Annotated in this window: 15 protein-coding genes and 1 pseudogene; 11 read left to right on the top strand and 5 right to left on the bottom strand. The window is 71.7% G+C overall.

Going from position 1 to position 17,071, the window contains the following annotated elements:
- The first annotated feature begins 133 nt into the window (after window positions 1-133).
- The 4 genes from PZB77_RS24555 to PZB77_RS24540 all read left to right on the top strand — a co-directional run bounded on the left by PZB77_RS24555 (window position 134) and on the right by PZB77_RS24540 (window position 3,857).
- Window positions 134-1,060 carry an ABC transporter ATP-binding protein gene (locus PZB77_RS24555; RefSeq protein ID WP_275494789.1) on the top strand — a complete coding sequence of 309 codons (927 nt, stop codon included), beginning with the start codon at window positions 134-136 and terminating at the stop codon, window positions 1,058-1,060.
- The gene (locus tag PZB77_RS24550) at window positions 1,057-1,824 is read left to right on the top strand and encodes an ABC transporter permease (RefSeq protein ID WP_275494788.1); all 768 of its coding nucleotides are present in this window, start codon (window positions 1,057-1,059) and stop codon (window positions 1,822-1,824) included. Before PZB77_RS24555 ends, PZB77_RS24550 begins: the two co-directional genes overlap by 4 nt.
- A 95-nt stretch (window positions 1,825-1,919) precedes the next feature.
- Window positions 1,920-2,927 carry a COX15/CtaA family protein gene (locus PZB77_RS24545; protein WP_275494787.1) on the top strand — a complete coding sequence of 336 codons (1,008 nt, stop codon included), beginning with the start codon at window positions 1,920-1,922 and terminating at the stop codon, window positions 2,925-2,927.
- Window positions 2,928-3,110: 183 nt separating this feature from the next.
- On the top strand, window positions 3,111-3,857 hold the full coding sequence (locus PZB77_RS24540) for a class I SAM-dependent methyltransferase (RefSeq protein WP_275494786.1): 747 nt from the start codon (window positions 3,111-3,113) through the stop codon (window positions 3,855-3,857).
- 66 nt (window positions 3,858-3,923) lie between these two features.
- Here the strand turns inward: PZB77_RS24540 and PZB77_RS24535 are convergent, their stop codons facing one another.
- Entirely contained in the window at window positions 3,924-4,289 is a 366-nt protein-coding gene (locus tag PZB77_RS24535) for a hypothetical protein (protein ID WP_275494785.1), read from the bottom strand.
- Window positions 4,290-4,380: 91 nt separating this feature from the next.
- Window positions 4,381-5,334 (bottom strand): heme o synthase, encoded by a 954-nt coding sequence (locus PZB77_RS24530; protein ID WP_275494784.1) that lies wholly within the window; start codon window positions 5,332-5,334, stop codon window positions 4,381-4,383.
- A gap of 403 nt (window positions 5,335-5,737) precedes the next feature.
- On the opposite strand from PZB77_RS24530, the gene tkt reads away from it, so the two are divergent.
- The 7 genes and pseudogenes from tkt to PZB77_RS24495 form a co-directional block, all read left to right on the top strand.
- The gene (tkt, locus tag PZB77_RS24525) at window positions 5,738-7,825 is read left to right on the top strand and encodes a transketolase (protein ID WP_275494783.1); all 2,088 of its coding nucleotides are present in this window, start codon (window positions 5,738-5,740) and stop codon (window positions 7,823-7,825) included.
- A 33-nt stretch (window positions 7,826-7,858) separates the two neighbouring features.
- Complete coding sequence (tal, locus tag PZB77_RS24520; RefSeq protein WP_275494782.1) at window positions 7,859-8,977, top strand: transaldolase; 1,119 nt, start codon at window positions 7,859-7,861, stop codon at window positions 8,975-8,977.
- A 5-nt stretch (window positions 8,978-8,982) separates the two neighbouring features.
- The gene (gene zwf, locus PZB77_RS24515; protein WP_275494781.1) at window positions 8,983-10,515 is read left to right on the top strand and encodes a glucose-6-phosphate dehydrogenase; all 1,533 of its coding nucleotides are present in this window, start codon (window positions 8,983-8,985) and stop codon (window positions 10,513-10,515) included.
- Window positions 10,512-11,570: a glucose-6-phosphate dehydrogenase assembly protein OpcA gene (gene opcA / locus PZB77_RS24510; protein WP_275494780.1), complete on the top strand. Its 1,059-nt coding sequence runs from the start codon at window positions 10,512-10,514 to the stop codon at window positions 11,568-11,570. The genes zwf and opcA overlap by 4 nt, the downstream gene beginning before the upstream one ends.
- On the top strand, window positions 11,567-12,349 hold the full coding sequence (pgl, locus tag PZB77_RS24505) for a 6-phosphogluconolactonase (protein ID WP_275494779.1): 783 nt from the start codon (window positions 11,567-11,569) through the stop codon (window positions 12,347-12,349). Before opcA ends, pgl begins: the two co-directional genes overlap by 4 nt.
- Window positions 12,350-12,556: 207 nt before the next feature.
- Window positions 12,557-13,063: a hypothetical protein gene (locus PZB77_RS24500; RefSeq protein ID WP_275494778.1), complete on the top strand. Its 507-nt coding sequence runs from the start codon at window positions 12,557-12,559 to the stop codon at window positions 13,061-13,063.
- A 29-nt stretch (window positions 13,064-13,092) separates the two neighbouring features.
- Window positions 13,093-13,227: pseudogene (locus PZB77_RS24495) on the top strand (MerR family transcriptional regulator); the annotation flags it as partial.
- Here the strand turns inward: PZB77_RS24495 and PZB77_RS24490 are convergent.
- Genes PZB77_RS24490 through pgi form a run of 3 tightly spaced genes read right to left on the bottom strand, consistent with a single transcriptional unit; the run spans window position 13,220 to window position 16,993 of the window.
- On the bottom strand, window positions 13,220-14,812 hold the full coding sequence (locus PZB77_RS24490) for a PH domain-containing protein (RefSeq protein ID WP_275494777.1): 1,593 nt from the start codon (window positions 14,810-14,812) through the stop codon (window positions 13,220-13,222). The pseudogene PZB77_RS24495 and the gene PZB77_RS24490 overlap by 8 nt on opposite strands.
- Window positions 14,809-15,312: a PH domain-containing protein gene (locus PZB77_RS24485; RefSeq protein WP_275496202.1), complete on the bottom strand. Its 504-nt coding sequence runs from the start codon at window positions 15,310-15,312 to the stop codon at window positions 14,809-14,811. The genes PZB77_RS24490 and PZB77_RS24485 overlap by 4 nt, the downstream gene beginning before the upstream one ends.
- 28 nt (window positions 15,313-15,340) lie before the next feature.
- Entirely contained in the window at window positions 15,341-16,993 is a 1,653-nt protein-coding gene (pgi, locus tag PZB77_RS24480) for a glucose-6-phosphate isomerase (RefSeq protein WP_275494776.1), read from the bottom strand.
- Window positions 16,994-17,071: the final 78 nt, after the last annotated feature.

The following is a 17,071-nucleotide window of genomic DNA, read 5'->3' as shown; positions in this document are numbered from 1 at the left end:
GGTCCGGAACGATCAACGGTGCGGTTGGTCACTTAGGGTCACCTAAGCAGGGCGCCGGGACCCTTGCCCGGCAAGGGCCCCGGCCCTCCCCGGCCGGGGAGGCGGGAGTGCCCGGGACTTAGACTTACCGGCCATGAGCAACGAGCCTGTCGTGCGGGTCGAAGGCCTGGTGAAGCGGTACGGCGCCAAGACAGCCGTCGACGGACTCGATCTGAGCGTCGCGGCGGGCACGGTGACCGCGGTCCTGGGCCCCAACGGCGCCGGCAAGACCACCACGATCGAGACCTGCGAGGGCTACCGCCGCCCGGACGCCGGCACCGTCCGCGTCCTGGGCCTCGACCCCGTCGCCGACGCGGCCCGGCTGCGCCCCCGCGTCGGCGTCATGCTCCAGTCCGGCGGCGTCTACTCCGGCGCCCGCGCCGAGGAGATGCTCCGCCACATGGCGAAGCTCCACGCCCACCCCCTCGACGTCGACGCCCTCGTCGAACGCCTGGGCCTCGGCGGTTGCGGCCGGACCACCTACCGGCGCCTCTCCGGGGGGCAGCAGCAGCGCCTCGCGCTCGCGATGGCCGTCGTCGGCCGCCCGGAGCTCGTCTTCCTCGACGAACCCACCGCCGGACTCGACCCGCAGGCCCGCCGCGCCACCTGGGAGCTCGTCCGGGAGCTGCGCGCCGACGGCGTGTCCGCCGTGCTCACCACCCACTTCATGGACGAGGCCGAGGAGCTCGCCGACGACGTCGCGATCGTCGACGCCGGGCGTGTCGTCGCCCAGGGCAGCCCCGAGGAGCTGTGCCGGGGCGGCGCCGAGAACACCCTGCGTTTCTCGGGCCGGCCCGGGCTGGACCTCGGCTCGCTCATCAAGGCGCTGCCCGACGGCTCGGGCGCCGCCGAACCCGTCCCCGGCACGTACCGCATCTCCGGGACCATCGACCCGCAGCTGCTCGCCACCGTCACCTCCTGGTGCGCGCAGCACGGGGTCATGCCGGACGGCATCGCCGTCGAGCGGCACACCCTGGAGGACGTCTTCCTGGAACTCACCGGCAAGGAGCTGCGCGCATGAGCGCCGGTACGTACGCCCCGCGGCCGGGCGCCGCCCCGCTGTCCCGGATGATCGCCGCGCAGACCGCGCTGGAGACCCGGATGCTGCTGCGCAACGGCGAGCAGCTGCTGCTGACGGTGGTCATCCCGGCGCTGCTGCTGGTGCTCTTCGGCTCCGTCGACATCGTGGACACCGGCGCCGGCGACCCCGTCGACTTCCTGGCGCCCGGCGTCCTGGCGCTCGCGGTGATGTCCACGGCCTTCACCGGCCAGGCCATCGCCACCGGCTTCGAGCGCCGCTACGGCGTCCTGAAGCGGCTCGGCGCCTCCCCGCTGCCCCGCTGGGCGCTGATGACCTCCAAGACGCTGTCGGTCCTGGTGACCGAGGTGCTCCAGGTGGTCCTGCTGACGGCGATCGCCTTCGCCCTCGGCTGGTCCCCGCACGGCAACCCCCTCTCCGTGCTGCTCCTGGTGGTGCTGGGCACTGCCGCGTTCTCGGGGCTGGGCCTGCTGATGGCCGGGACGCTGAAGGCGGAGGCGACCCTCGCCGCGGCCAACCTGGTCTTCCTGCTGCTGCTGGTCGGCGGCGGGGTGGTGGTGCCGATGGAGAAGTTCCCGGACGCGGTGGCGTCGGTGCTCGGCCTGCTGCCGATCGCGGCGCTCTCGGACGGGCTGCGGGACGTGCTCCAGCACGGCGCGGGCGTCCCCTGGGGCGATCTGGGCGTCCTGTCGCTCTGGTCGGTGCTCGGCCTCGGCGCGGCGGCGAAGTTCTTCCGCTGGGAGTGAGCGGGGCCGGGGGCGTCCTCGCCGGTAACGGTCGGGGGTGACACTTCGGGGTGACTCGTCCCCCTCGTGAAAGCTTGCACAAGCTGCCGCTTACGATGGTGGGCGTGCCTCAGCTGACCCGAGCCGACGTCGCTCACGCCGCGCGGAACCCGCTCCAGTACATCGCCGAACGGTGGACCCCGGATCTCCGGACCGTCCGCCGGGCCGCCCTCTCCGCCGTCGTGATGGCGGTGATCATCGTCGCCACCGGGGGCGCGGTACGGCTGACCGGCTCCGGCCTCGGCTGCCCCACCTGGCCCAAGTGCACCGACGAGAGCCTGACGACGACGAGCGAGATGGGCTTCCACGGAGTCATCGAGTTCGGCAACCGGATGCTGACGTACGTGCTCTGCGCGGCGGTCGGCTGGGCGATCGTCGCGGCCCGTGCCCTCAAGCCCCGGCGCCGCGGCCTCACCCGGCTCGGCTGGGCCCAGTTCTGGGTGGTCATGGGCAACGCCGTCCTCGGCGGCGTCGTGGTCCTGGTCGGCCTCAACCCCTACACCGTGGCCGCGCACTTCCTCCTCTCCGCCGCCCTGATCACCGTCGCCGTGGTGATGCACCACCGGACCGGTGAGGGCGACGGCGCGCCGAAGCCGCTGGTCGGCAAGGCCGTCTCGCAGCTGACCTGGATCCTGGTGGTGGCCTCGGGCCTGCTGGTAGCCGTCGGCACGGTGGTGACCGGGGCGGGCCGGCACGCGGGCGACTCCAGCGACGTGCACCGCATCCCGATCGACTGGAAGCTGATCAGCCAGCTCCACGCGGACCTCGCCTGGGTCGTGGTCGCGCTGACCCTGGCGCTGTGGTTCGTCCTGAAGGCGGTCGACGCCCCCCCGGGACCGCGCCGCCGCGCCGGCGAGCTCTTCCTCGTGCTGATGGGCCAGGGCGTCATCGGGTACGTCCAGTACTTCCTGGACACCCCGGAGATCCTGGTGGGCCTGCACATGGTGGGCGCCTGCCTGGTCTGGATCTGGGTCCTGCGGGTCCTGCTCGCCCAGCGGGAACGCCCGGTGGCGGTCGCCGATGCGCCGCTCCCCCGGTCCGGCGGGGCGCTGACGGCCGTCTAGGCGGTGTCCGGGCCGGGAAAACCGGTGGTGCCCCGGCCCGGACGGGCCTAGCGTGTGCGGGTCACCGACCCGCAGGCGTAGAACGAGGTGTATGCGAGATGACGGTCCGCACCGCGGCGGCAGGCTCCGGCCCGCTGTCCTCCCCCACGGCCCTCATCTCTTCGACCCCAAGGGGCACCTCCCGTGGATCTTCCACGCATCCACACCCTCCGCGAGGGTGACCACCGCATCCACAACCCGTTCACCCCGGGCAAGCTCGCCGCCCTGGGCGAGGCCCTGCGCCTGGCGCCCGGAACGCGCGCCCTCGATCTCGCCAGTGGTTCGGGCGAGATGCTCTGCACCTGGGCCCGCGACCACGGCGTCACCGGCACCGGGGTGGACATCAGCACCGTCTTCACCGAGCGGGCCCGCGCCCGCGCGGGCGCACTCGGCGTCGCCGACCGGGTCACCTTCGTGCACGGCGACGCCTCCGGTCACGTCGCGGACGAACCGGTCGACCTCGTCGCGTGCCTGGGTGCCACCTGGATCGGGGGCGGTGTGGCCGGCACCGCCGAACTGCTGGCCCGCAGCCTGCGTCCCGGCGGTCTGATGCTGATCGGTGAGCCGTTCTGGCGCCGGGACGTGCCGGACGAGGAGACCGCCCGGGCCTGCCTCGGTGCCGGCAGGGACGATTTCCTGGTCCTGCCGGAGCTGATCGAGCGGTTCGGCGCTCTCGGGTACGACGTCGTGGAGATGGTGCTCGCGTCCCAGGACAGCTGGGACCGGTACCAGGCGGCGCAGTGGCTCAGCCTCCGGCGCTGGCTGGACGCCAACCCCGGCGACGCGATGGCCGCCGAGGTCCGTGCCGAACTCACCACCGCGCCCGCCCGCTACGCGCGCTGGACGCGGGAGCACCTCGGCTGGGGCGTCTTCGCACTGATGGCCCGCTGACGGGGCGCGGACCCGGGCGGCAGTGACCGCCCGGGTCCGCGCCCCCCGCGTGTCCGTGCCGGGTCCTCAGTCCCGGTTGGCGGGGCCGCCCACCTGGATGCCCGCCATCCGGGTCCACTCGTACGGGCCGGTGCGGACCTTCGCCGCGAAGTCGCCGTCGAAGCTCTCGTGCAGCGTGAGGCCCGACTTCTGCGCGGCGCTCTCGGCGACCGCGTGCGAGGGGGCGACGAGGTCGCCCCAGCCGCCGTCCTCGCCCACCAGGACGATCCGGGTGCCCGCCTGGCCGAGGTATGCCAGCTGTCCCTCCGCGCCGCCGTGCGCCTCGGCGAAGGTACGGATCTCCTTGGCGAGCCGGGCCGCCCTGCGCGCGTCGCGGGCTTCCCGCTTGCCGTCCACCTGCTGGGTCACCTGGGTCTCATCGGTCTCTGCCATGGACAGGATGCTACCGATGGGTAGCGCGACGGGCGACGGGCGGGTGACGTGGCCTGGGCCACGTCACCCGCCCGTCGGCGAGAGTCTGCGGTCAGCGGAGGAAGGGGTCCACCGCGACGGCGACGAAGAGGAGCGAGACATAGGTGATGGACCAGTGGAACAGCCGCATCTCCTTCAGCTTGGCACCGGCGACGCCGGCCTTGGCCCGGTTCTGCAGGCCGTGCGCCTCCCAGAGCCAGAAGCCGCCCGAGAGCAGCGCCACCACGGTGTAGAACCAGCCGGTGTAACCGAGCGGGGTCAGCAGCAGCGAGACCGCCACCATCACCCAGCTGTAGATGACGATCTGGCGGGCGACCACGCGGTTGGAGGCGATGACCGGCAGCATCGGGACGCCGACGCGGGCGTAGTCGTCCTTCACCTTCATCGACAGCGGCCAGTAGTGCGGGGGCGTCCAGAAGAAGATGACCGCGAAGAGGATGACGGCGGCCCAGGACACCGAGTCCGTCACCGACGACCAGCCGATGAGGACCGGCATGCAGCCGGCGATCCCGCCCCAGACGATGTTCTGCGAGGTCCGGCGCTTCAGCAGCATCGTGTAGACGACGACGTAGAAGAGCAGCGCGCCGAGGCTGAGGGCCGCGGAGAGCCAGTTGACCAGCAGACCGAACCAGACGGTGGAGACGACCCCGAGGGTGATCCCGAAGGCCAGGCACTCGCGCGGGCTCACCATTCCGGTGACCAGCGGTCGCTGCGACGTACGGTCCATCAACGCGTCGATGTCGCGGTCGATGTACATGTTGAGCGCATTCGCACCGCCCGCGGAGATGAATCCGCCGATGGTGGTTGCGAGGACGAGCCACAGATCGGGCACACCCTGAGCGGCCAGGAACATCACCGGAACGGTGGTGATGAGCAACAGCTCGATGATCCGCGGCTTCGTCAGCGCCACGAATGCCTTGATGCGGGCCCCGTACGGGCGATGGCCCCCTGGGCTCGGAGTCAAGGCGACCCCTGCGGGTCGGGACTCGACGGCCGTCACGCACACCCCTGACAGAGAAATCCCAGCAAGCACCGGGCGTGAGGGCCCGGTAAAGACTTGCGCGAACCAGACCACTGTAGACGTTGGGGACAGGCCGTCCTTCGCGGGGGTGGACTCGTGTTGGGGTGGCGCGACCGGGGCGGGGCGACGCCCTTTCGAGCGCCCCGCCGCAAAGGGCTCCGACGAGAGGTGCGCCGCTCGTGCGAGAAGCACAGAAGTCGCTGGTCACGCTCATTGGAGAAGCCCAATGGAGAACCGTCCCGCTCATACGGAAGGCGAACTCCGCCGATGCCGCGCACCCTGGAATACGACCGGAAATCCCTTGCTGTTACGGGGGTAGGCTCAAGAACGTCCGGTGCGGTCACCAGCCCCCGGTTTTCCGAACAGTGGAGAGGAGCCCTGACTCAGGGTGAGCACCAAGCCGACCACCACAGACCTCCAGTGGACCGAATTGGACCAGCGGGCGGTGGACACCGCTCGCGTCCTCGCGGCCGACGCCGTACAGAAGGTCGGAAACGGCCACCCGGGCACGGCGATGAGCCTGGCGCCGGCCGCCTACACCCTCTTCCAGAAGGTGATGCGGCACGACCCCGCCGACGCCGACTGGACGGGCCGCGACCGTTTCGTGCTGTCCGCGGGTCACTCCAGCCTGACTCTGTACATCCAGCTCTACCTGGCCGGTTACGGCCTGGAGCTGGACGACCTGAAGGCCTTCCGCACCTGGGGCTCGAAGACCCCGGGCCACCCGGAGTACGGCCACACCACCGGCGTGGAGACCACCACCGGCCCGCTCGGCCAGGGTGTCGCCAACGCCGTCGGCATGGCCATGGCCGCCCGCTACGAGCGCGGTCTGTTCGACCCGGACGCGGCCCCCGGCACCTCGCCCTTCGACCACGACATCTGGGTCATCGCCGGTGACGGCTGTCTCCAGGAGGGCATCTCCGCCGAGGCGTCCTCGATGGCCGGCCACCAGAAGCTCGGCAACCTGACGCTGCTCTGGGACGACAACCACATCTCGATCGAGGGCGACACGGAGACCGCGGTCTCCGAGGACACCCTCAAGCGGTACGAGGCGTACGGCTGGCACGTCCAGCGCGTCGAGCAGCAGGCCAACGGCGACCTGGACCCGGCGGGCCTCTACAAGGCGCTGCTGGCGGCCAAGGCCGAGACGGAGCGCCCCTCGTTCATCGCGGCCCGCTCGATCATCGCCTGGCCCGCCCCGCACGCCCAGAACACCGAGGCCGCGCACGGCTCGGCGCTCGGCGACGACGAGGTCGCCGCGACCAAGAAGGTCCTCGGCTTCGACCCGGAGAAGACCTTCGAGGTCTCCGACGAGGTCATCGCGCACACCCGCGAGGCGCTGGACCGCGGCCGCGACGCCAAGGCCGAGTGGGAGAAGTCCTTCGCCGCCTGGCGCACCGCCAACCCGGAGCGCGCCGCCGAGTTCGACCGGATCAACGCCGGCGAGCTGCCCGCGGGCTGGGAGGAGAAGCTCCCCGTCTTCGAGGCCGGCAAGGCCGTCGCGACCCGTGCCGCGTCCGGCAAGGTGCTCCAGTCCCTCGGTGACGTGATCCCCGAGCTGTGGGGCGGCTCCGCCGACCTCGCCGGCTCGAACAACACCACGATCGACAAGTCGTCGTCGTTCCTCCCGGCCGGCAACCCGCTGCCCGAGGCGAACCCCTACGGCCGCACGATCCACTTCGGCATCCGCGAGCACTCCATGGCCGCGGAGATGAACGGCATCGCGCTGCACGGCAACACCCGCGTCTACGGCGGCACCTTCCTGGTGTTCTCGGACTACATGCGCAACGCCGTCCGGCTCTCCGCGCTGATGCACCTGCCGGTGACGTACGTCTGGACCCACGACTCCATCGGTCTGGGCGAGGACGGCCCGACGCACCAGCCGGTCGAGCACATCGCGTCGCTCCGCGCCATCCCGGGCCTGAACGTCGTGCGCCCTGCCGACGCCAACGAGACCGCCATCGCCTGGCGCGAGATCCTGCGCCGCTGGACCAAGGTCTTCGGCAAGGGCGCCCCGCACGGTCTGGCGCTCACCCGCCAGGGCGTGCCCACGTACGAGGCGAACGAGGACGCGGCCAAGGGCGGCTACGTGCTCTTCGAGGCCGACGGCGGCGAGCCGCAGGTCGTCCTCATCGGCACCGGTTCCGAGGTGCACCTCGCCGTCGAGGCGCGCGAGCAGCTCCAGGCGGCCGGTGTGCCGACCCGGGTCGTCTCGATGCCGTGCGTCGAGTGGTTCGAGGAGCAGACCCCGGAGTACCGCGAGAGCGTCCTGCCGAAGGCCGTGAAGGCCCGGGTCGCCGTCGAGGCGGGCATCGGCCTGACCTGGTACCGGTACGTGGGTGACGCGGGCCGCATCGTGTCGCTGGAGCACTTCGGTGCCTCGGCCGACGCGAAGGTGCTCTTCCGCGAGTTCGGGTTCACTCCCGAGCACGTGGTCGCCGCCGCCCGGGAATCCCTCGACGCCGCCGCGCGCTGACGCACTCATACGACTAGTAGGAGATGTAATTCCATGACAGACGCACTGAAGCGCCTTTCCGACGAGGGCGTCGCGATCTGGCTCGACGACCTGTCCCGCAAGCGCATCACCTCCGGCAACCTCGCCGAGCTGATCGACCAGAGCCACGTCGTCGGTGTCACGACCAACCCGTCGATCTTCCAGAAGGCGATCTCCTCGGGCGACGGTTACGAGCAGCAGCTCACCGACCTCGCGTCCCGCAAGGTCACCGTCGAGGAAGCCATCCGCATGATCACGACGGCGGACGTCCGCGACGCCGCCGACATCCTGCGTCCGGTCTTCGACCGCACCGACGGCCAGGACGGCCGGGTCTCCATCGAGGTCGACCCGCGTCTGGCCCACCACACCGTGCCGACCGTCGCCGAGGCCAAGCAGCTGGCCTGGCTGGTGGACCGGCCGAACACGCTCATCAAGATCCCGGCGACGAAGGCCGGTCTGCCGGCGATCACCGAGGTCATCGCGAAGGGCATCAGCGTCAACGTGACGCTGATCTTCTCGCTGGAGCGCTACCGCGAGGTCGTGGACGCCTACATCACCGGCCTGGAGCAGGCGAAGGCCGCGGGCCTGGACCTGTCGAAGATCCACTCGGTCGCCTCCTTCTTCGTGTCCCGCGTGGACACCGAGATCGACAAGCGGCTGGACGCCCTCGGCACCGACGAGGCGAAGGCCGCCAAGGGCAAGGTCGCCCTCGCCAACGCCCGTCTGGCGTACGAGGCGTACGAGGAGCTCTTCTCCTCCGACCGCTGGGCCGCCCTCGACAAGGCGCAGGCCAACAAGCAGCGTCCGCTGTGGGCCTCCACCGGCGTCAAGGACCCGGAGCTCAAGGACACCCTGTACGTCGACGACCTCGTCGCCCCGAACACGGTCAACACCATGCCGGAGGCGACCCTGGAGGCCGTGGCCGACCACGGTGAGATCTCGGGCAACACGGTCGCCGGCGGCTACGACCGGGCGCGCGCCGCCCTCGACGCCATCAAGAAGCTCGGCGTCAGCTACGACGAGGTCGTGGCGCTGCTGGAAGAAGAGGGCGTCGACAAGTTCGAGGCCGCATGGAACGACCTGCTCAAGTCGACCGAGGCGGAGCTCGCGCGCCTCGCTCCTTCGGAGGGCTGACCACTTTGTCTGGTGTTCCCGGAGCAAATCCGCTTCGTGACCCCCAGGACCGACGGCTCCCGCGCATCGCGGGGCCGTCGGGCCTGGTCATCTTCGGTGTCACGGGCGATTTGTCAAGAAAAAAGCTCATGCCCGCCGTTTACGACCTGGCCAATCGCGGCCTGCTGCCGCCGGGCTTCTCGCTCATCGGCTTCGCGCGCCGCGACTGGGAGGACGAGGACTTCGCCCAGGTCGTCCACGACGCCGTCAAGGAGCACTCCCGCACCCCCTTCCGCGAGGAGGTCTGGCAGCAGCTGAGCCAGGGCATGCGGTTCGTGCCCGGCAACTTCGACGACGACGAGGCGTTCGAGACTCTCAAGGAGACGATCGACGAACTCAACAAGGCCCAGGGCACCGGAGGCAACTTCGCCTTCTACCTGTCCGTGCCGCCGAAGTTCTTCCCCAAGGTCGTCGAGCAGCTCAAGAAGCACGGTCTCGCGGAGCAGACGGAGGGCGCCTGGCGCCGCGCCGTCATCGAGAAGCCGTTCGGGCACGACCTGGAGAGCGCGCAGGAGCTGAACCAGCTCGTGCACGACGTCTTCCCGCCCAACGAGGTCTTCCGCATCGACCACTACCTGGGCAAGGAGACCGTCCAGAACATCCTGGCGCTGCGCTTCGCCAACACGATGTTCGAGCCGATCTGGAACAGGTCGTACGTCGACCACGTCCAGATCACGATGGCCGAGGACATCGGCATCGGCGGCCGGGCCGGATACTACGACGGCATCGGCGCCGCCCGCGACGTCATCCAGAACCACCTGCTCCAGCTGCTGGCGCTCACCGCGATGGAGGAGCCCGGCTCCTTCCACCCGAAGGCGCTGGTCGCGGAGAAGCTCAAGGTGCTCACCGCCGTCGAGCTGCCCGAGGACCTGGGCAAGCACACGGTGCGCGGCCAGTACAGCCACGCGTGGCAGGGCGGCGAGGAAGTCCCGGGCTACCTCGAAGAGGACGGCATCGACCCCAAGTCGACGACGGACACCTTCGCGGCGATCAAGCTGACGATCAACAACCGCCGCTGGGCGGGCGTCCCGTTCTACCTCCGCACCGGAAAGCGCCTCGGCCGCCGGGTCACGGAGATCGCGGTCGTCTTCAAGCGCGCCCCCTACCTCCCGTTCGAGTCCGGCGCCACGGAGGAACTGGGCGGAAACGCCCTGGTCATCCGCGTCCAGCCGGACGAGGGCGTGACGGTGCGGTTCGGCTCGAAGGTGCCGGGCACCTCCATGGAGGTCCGGGACGTCACGATGGACTTCGCCTACGGCGAGTCCTTCACCGAGTCCAGCCCGGAGGCGTACGAGCGGCTCATCCTCGATGTGCTGCTCGGTGACGCCAACCTCTTCCCCCGCCACCAGGAGGTCGAGCTCTCCTGGAACATCCTCGACCCGATCGAGGAGTACTGGGACAAGCACGGCAAGCCCGCGCAGTACGCGGCCGGTACCTGGGGTCCGGCCGAGGCGGACGAGATGCTCGCACGCGACGGACGGAGCTGGCGCCGGCCATGAAGATCGATCTCACGGAAACCACGTCCAGCAAGATCAACAACGCGCTGATCTCCGCCCGCCGCGCCGTCGGCACCCCTGCCATCGGCATGGTGCTCACGCTGGTGGTCGTCACGGACGAGGAGAACGCCTACGACGCCCTCAAGGCGGCGAGCGACTCCTCCCGCGAGCACCCCTCGCGGATCATCGCGGTCATCAAGCGGGTCAGCCGCTCGCCGCGCAGCCGCCGCGACGCGCGTCTCGACGCCGAGATCCGGGTCGGTTCCGACGCGGGCAGCGGTGAGACGGTCGTCCTGCGGCTCCACGGCGAACTCGCCAACCACGCCCAGTCGGTGGTCCTGCCGCTGCTGCTGCCGGACGCCCCGGTCGTGGTGTGGTGGGCCGAGGACGCCCCCGCCGACCCGGCGAAGGACCCGCTCGGCGCGCTCGCCCAGCGCCGCATCACGGACGCCTACTCGGCCGAGCACCCGCTCGACGAGCTGGCCGTCCGCGCGGCGTCGTACGAGCCCGGCGACACCGACCTGGCCTGGACCCGCATCACGCCGTGGCGTTCGATGCTGGCCGCCGCCCTGGACCAGCAGCCCGCGCAGGTCGTCTCGGCGACCGTCGAGGGCGAGAGCGACAACCCGAGCTGCGAACTGCTCGCGATGTGGCTCGCGGACCGGCTCGGCGTCCCGGTGGGGCGTACGCGCTCCCAGGGACCGGGTCTGACCGCCGTCCGGTTGGAGACGAAGAACGGCCCGATCGTGCTCGACCGCGCGAACGGCTCGCTCGCCACCCTCTCGATGACCGGTCAGCCCGACCGCGGTGTGGCGCTGAAGCGGCGCGAGACCGCCGAGCTGCTGGCGGAGGAGCTGCGGCGCCTCGACCCGGACAACACGTACGCCGCGACGGTGAAGTTCGGCATCGACAAGCTGAGCCGCCCCGACGAGGGCGCGGCGGCTCCCGCGCCCCAGACGGCCGGGGAGCCGGCCGACGGATCGGGTGACGCGGAGAAGCCGAAGGCCGCCGCCCCCGCGAAGAAGGCCGCTCCGGCCAAGAAGGCGGCGTCCAAGTGAGTGCCCCGCAACTGGTCGTGCACCGCGACAAGGAACTGATGGCGCAGGCCGCGGCGGCCCGGCTGATCACGAAGATCGTGGACGCCCAGGCCGCACGCGGATACGCCTCGGTGGTGCTGACCGGCGGGCGCAACGGCAACGGCCTGCTGGCCGCGCTCGCCGCCGCGCCCGCGCGGGACGCCGTCGACTGGTCGCGGCTCGACCTGTGGTGGGGCGACGAGCGGTTCGAGCCGGACGGCGACCCGGAGCGCAACGTCACGCAGGCCCGTGAGGCCCTGCTCGACGCGGTCGCCCTGGACCCGGCGCGGGTGCACCCGATGCCGGCGTCGGACGGTCCGTTCGGGAACGACGTGGACGCGGCCGCCGCGGGGTACGCCGCGGAGCTCGCGGCCGCCGCCCGCCCGGAGGACCACGGGCCGGTCCCGACGTTCGACGTGCTGATGCTGGGCGTCGGACCCGACACCCATGTCGCCTCGCTCTTCCCCGAGCTGCCCGCGGTACGGGAGACCGAGCGCACCGTCGTCGGTGTGCACGGCGCCCCCAAGCCGCCGCCCACCCGGGTCACCCTCACGCTCCCGGCCATCCGGGCGGCGCGCGAGGTGTGGCTGCTCGCGGCGGGCGAGGACAAGGCGGAGGCCGCGGCCATCGCCCTGTCCGGCGCCGGGGAGATCCAGGCTCCGGCGGCGGGCGCGTACGGCCGCGCCCGGACGCTCTGGCTGCTCGACGCGGCGGCCGCCTCCCGGCTCCCCCGCGCGCTCTACCCGCCGGCCTCTCCCTGAGAGGTCGTCACCCGCTGTACGGGGAGGCCCGGTTCCCGCTCGTCACGAGCGGGGGCCGGGCCTCTCGCCGTCGCACGCCCGCCCGGGAGAGGCGTGAGTGAGGGACGGATCTCCCGGACGTCTCACGTGGGGTCGAAGTACCGGTCTGCCACTCGACTTCCCCACGTCCTCGTCCCCCTCCTCGTACGAGCCATGGGAGCAGCACGAATGACACCCTCAGAAGTTTCGGCGCGAAGGGCCCTCGCGTCCCTGCGTGAGCTCGCCTGCCGCTACCGGGCGGACGAAGTGCGGCCGGAGGACCTGCCGATGCGCTCCGCCGAGGCCCTCGCGGCCGGGCTGGACACCCCCGCGCTGTGCGAACTCGCCGGGCTGCCCCGGAACACGGACACCCGCGACATCCGCGACGTGTTCGAGCAGGCACTGCGCGAGTCGGGAGTCGAGTTGCCCGCTTTGGCTCTGGCGCGGCGCCACGGCCTGCGCCGACTGGCGGCGAGGCTGCTCGACGGGTCGGTCACCCTCGCCGGTCTGGCGACGGACGACGGGTGGGACACGGAGGCCGGAACCGCGGAGGAACGATCGTTCGTCGCCCTGATCCCGCCGTGCGCGTGTTGCCTCGAGTACACCGTGGGCCTCGACCCGGCAGCGTGGGCGGCCGAGGTGCGGGTGGCCGCCCTCGCCCTGGTGGCATCGCCGCGGGACCGCACCGACTGTTGACCCCGGTTCCGCGGGGCGCCCCGGAGCGGAGGGTCGGGCCCGCGGCCGAGCGGCGGGCGGTGCGGAGCCCCGGTGACGATCTCCGTTCCGGCCGGTGGGCCGCGTGCGACAGCACCCTCACCGGCCTCGTCGCGGCGGACCTCGGCCGCCGGCTGTTCATCGCGTGGAGGCGGACCGCTCGCGTTCCGGCCGGGCCACCGTGTCCGGGTCGCCGCCGTCCCCCTCCAGGAACGGCGCCAACAGCCCCGGTACGGCCTCGGAGGCGAGGCGGAGCCCTTCGCCCGCTCCGGTGTCGTACACCGCGTAGGCGCCCGTCCCGGCGGCCGTGGTGGCCGTGAGGTCCAGCAGGCCCGCCCGCCGCTGGAAGTACGACTGCCGGACCGTCCAGCCGATCACCCCGGACCTTTCCAGGGCCGCGGTCGAGCGCCGTACGGTGCCGGAGCGGGTCACCAGGTGCCGGTCGGTGAGGGCGTGACCCAGGCTCCGGTACGCGTCCAGGGCCAGCGCCACCGCGACCGGTATGCCCACCAGGGCCAAGCCCAGGGCGGCCCAGTACAGGACGGGCGTCAGCGCTGCCGCGAGCACGGTCAGCACCACCACCGGGGCCAGCACCGCGGCGAGCGCCCGCCGCAGCCGGCGGCCCCGGGCGGCGCGCGGGTGGCGGGTCAGGGGTGTGGCGGTGGGGGCGGACTCCTGCCGCAGGACGGCCGCCACGATCCGGTTCGCGACGGGCCGGGGGACCGCGGGCAGCAGCGTGCGGTGGCTCGCCTCCTTCGCCTCCTCGTCGTCGGCCAGTCCGGTGGTGATGGCGTCCACCCGGGCGGCGCCGAACAGCCGGATCCCCAGCGGCTCCACCAGGTCGGCGCCGCGCAGCCGGGCCTCCTCGACCGTGGTGGAGCGGGAGGTCAGCAGCCCTCGGCGGACCCGCAGGGTGCCGCCCGCCTCGCGCTCCAGGCGGTAGTTCCACCACATCTCGGTCCAGAGCCCCAGCGCCCCGGCCCCACCGGTGAGGAGGGCCGCCGCGACGAGGACGGCGAGCGTCCAGAAGAGCGGCAGGGCCTGGAAGAGTTCGACGGCCCAGTGGATGACGTCGCCCTGCGCTCCGGCCCACTCGCTGATCTGCATCACCCCGCCCGCCGCCGCGCCCCCGAGCATCGGGGCGACGAAGGAGACCGGGGCGTAACGGATCCAGCGGGGGTCGAGGACGGCCAGCACGCCGTCGCTCTCCCCGATGGCGGCGGCGGTGGCGTCGCCGTCCGGTGCCGCGCCGCGTGCCAGCAACAGCCGGCGCAGCCGTTCGCCCTCGGCGCGGGTGACCGGGTCGAGTTCCAGGGTGGATTCGCCGTCCTGGTGCTCGCCGGTGCCGATCCGTACGGTGACCAGGCCGAGGAGCCGCAGCAACGGGCGGGCGGTGAGGTCGACGGTGCGTACGCGGTCCAGGGCGAGCGAGCGACGGCGGACGAGCAGCAGTCCGGAGTGCAGGTCCACGTGACCGGTACCGATCCGGTAGCGGGTGCGGCGCCACCGGACGTGGCCGGCGAGGGCAGCGCAGCCGGTGAGCAGGACGGCACCGGCCGAGGTCCAGAGTCCGGCCCGGGCGGCACCGAAGTGGCCGAGGAACCCCATCACCAGCGGGACGGCGGTGCCCACCACCACACCGGCCGTGAGGACCGCGGTGACGAGTGCGGTCCGCGGGTCGAGGCGGCGCCACCCGTCGTCGAGGGCGCCGGGGGTGCCGGGTGCCGTCATGTGGCGTCGCCGGGTGTGTCCCGGGTGATCCGGGTCAGCCGTTCGGCGAGCGCGGCGGCGGGCTCGTGCCCGAGCCCCGCGATCCGTACCGCTCCCTTGGCGGAGGCGGTGGTGACGGTGAGGGTGGCGAGCCCGAAGAGCTGCTCCAGCGGGCCGCGGACCGTGTCGACGGTCTGGATGCGCGACATCGGCGCGATCCGCCACTCCTGGACGAAGAGACCGGTGCGGACGTAGACGGCGTCCTCGGTGACCTCCCAGCGGTGGGTGCGGAACCACCAGCGCGGCAGCAGGGCCGCACAGCACACGCCGAGCCCGGCCGTGACGGCCGCGCAGAGCAGCAGCCACGGCCGGGCCGGGACGAGGAGGGCGGCGAGCACACCGATGACGGTCACCGGCGCCGCCGTCAGCAGTGACCACCGGGCCCGCCACCAACCGACCGCACGCCGGTCGAGCTCGTGGGCCGGAGGTCTCAGGCGAGGTGGTGCCGCCCGAGCCGTCACCGTCCCGCCCTCCCCGTCGGTCACCGGCTCAACGGCCGCGCAGCGACCGGTAGGTGGTGACGAGGGCGGCGGTGGAGCTGTCCAGCTGCTCGCCGCCGGTGCCCCCGGTGAGGACCGGCTCGATCTTCTTGGCGAGGACCTTGCCGAGTTCGACGCCCCACTGGTCGAAGGAGTCGATGTTCCAGATCGCGCCCTGGACGAACACCTTGTGCTCGTACAGCGCGATGAGCTGCCCGAGGACCGAAGGGGTGAGCTTCTCGGCGAGGATCGTCGTCGTGGGGTGGTTGCCCCGGAAGGTCTTGTGCGGGACCAGCTCCTCGGGCACTCCCTCGGCGCGGACCTCTTCGGGCGTCTTGCCGAAGGCGAGCGCCTGCGTCTGCGCGAAGAAGTTGGCCATCAACAGGTCGTGCTGCGCGATGAGTCCGGGCAGCAGGTCGGCGACCGGGGCGGCGAAGCCGATGAAGTCGGCCGGGATGACCTTGGTGCCCTGGTGGATCAACTGGTAGTACGCGTGCTGGCCGTTGGTGCCGGGGGTTCCCCAGACCACCGGTCCGGTCTGCCACTCGACCGGATCGCCGTCCCGGTCGACGGACTTGCCGTTGGACTCCATGTCCAGCTGCTGCAAGTAGGCGGTGAACTTGGAGAGGTAGTGGCTGTAGGGCAGCACCGCGTGCGCCTGGGCGTCGAAGAACTGGCCGTACCAGACGCCCAGCAGGCCCAGCAGCAGCGGGGCGTTCTCCTCGGCCGGGGCGGTGCGGAAGTGCTCGTCGACGAGGTGGAAGCCGTCGAGCATCTCGCGGAACCGGTCCGGGCCGATGGCGATCATCAGCGAGAGGCCGATGGCGGAGTCGTAGGAGTAGCGACCGCCGACCCAGTCCCAGAACTCGAACATGTTGGCCGTGTCGATGCCGAAGTCCGACACCTTCTCGGCGTTGGTCGACAGCGCCACGAAGTGCTTGGCGACGGCGTCCTGACCGGCCCTCAGCTCGGTGAGCAGCCAGTCGCGGGCGGAGGTCGCGTTGGTGATCGTCTCGATGGTGGTGAAGGTCTTCGAGGCGATGATGAAGAGCGTCTCGGCGGCGTCCAGGTCGCGCACGGCCTCGTGGAGGTCGGCGCCGTCGACGTTGGAGACGAAGCGGAGGGTGAGCGAGCGGTCCGTGAAGGAGCGCAGCACCTCGTACGCCATGGCGGGGCCGAGGTCGGAGCCGCCGATGCCGATGTTGACGATGTTCTTGATGGGGCGGCCGGTGTGGCCGGTCCACTCGCCGGAGCGGACGCGCTCGGCGAAGCCGGCCATCTTGTCCAGCACCGCGTGCACGGCCGGCACGACGTTCTCGCCGTCGACCTCGATCACGGCGTCGCGCGGAGCGCGGAGCGCGGTGTGCAGGACGGCGCGGTCCTCGGTGGTGTTGATCTTCTCGCCGCGGAACATCGCGTCCCGGAGCTCGGCGACGCCGGTGGCGGCGGCGAGGTCACGCAGCAGACGCAGCGTCTCGTCGGTCACCAGCTGCTTGGAGTAGTCGATGTGCAGGTCGCCCACCCGGAGGGTGTAGGCGGCGCCGCGGTTCGCGTCGTCGGCGAAAAGCTCCCGCAGGTGGGTCGCGCCCAGTTCCTCACGGTGCTTGCCGAGGGCCGCCCACTCGGGCGTCCGGTTGAGCTTGGTTCGGCTTTGTGCGTTCATCCCGGGTATCAGCCCATTCTTCTCGTACCTGCTCCCCGCTGCACCCCCAACCTAATTGATCCCGCTCGCGGGCGCCGA

It is taken from the genome of Streptomyces sp. AM 2-1-1 (assembly GCF_029167645.1).
Taxonomy (GTDB): Bacteria; Actinomycetota; Actinomycetes; order Streptomycetales; family Streptomycetaceae; genus Streptomyces.
The sequence above is the reverse complement of the archived record's forward strand: the minus strand, read 5'-3'. Positions and strand labels throughout refer to the sequence as shown.

Excerpts from the sequence above, each read along its gene's own strand:
- pgi (WP_275494776.1), bottom strand. The coding sequence starts at position 16,993 with ATGAACGCACAAAGCCGAACCAAGCTCAACCGGACGCCCGAGTGGGCG.
- PZB77_RS24545 (WP_275494787.1), top strand. The coding sequence starts at position 1,920 with ATGGTGGGCGTGCCTCAGCTGACCCGAGCCGACGTCGCTCACGCCGCG.
- tal (WP_275494782.1), top strand. The coding sequence starts at position 7,859 with ATGACAGACGCACTGAAGCGCCTTTCCGACGAGGGCGTCGCGATCTGG.
- PZB77_RS24535 (WP_275494785.1), bottom strand. The coding sequence starts at position 4,289 with ATGGCAGAGACCGATGAGACCCAGGTGACCCAGCAGGTGGACGGCAAG.
- PZB77_RS24500 (WP_275494778.1), top strand. The coding sequence starts at position 12,557 with ATGACACCCTCAGAAGTTTCGGCGCGAAGGGCCCTCGCGTCCCTGCGT.
- PZB77_RS24490 (WP_275494777.1), bottom strand. The coding sequence starts at position 14,812 with ATGACGGCACCCGGCACCCCCGGCGCCCTCGACGACGGGTGGCGCCGC.
- PZB77_RS24555 (WP_275494789.1), top strand. The coding sequence starts at position 134 with ATGAGCAACGAGCCTGTCGTGCGGGTCGAAGGCCTGGTGAAGCGGTAC.
- PZB77_RS24550 (WP_275494788.1), top strand. The coding sequence starts at position 1,057 with ATGAGCGCCGGTACGTACGCCCCGCGGCCGGGCGCCGCCCCGCTGTCC.
- opcA (WP_275494780.1), top strand. The coding sequence starts at position 10,512 with ATGAAGATCGATCTCACGGAAACCACGTCCAGCAAGATCAACAACGCG.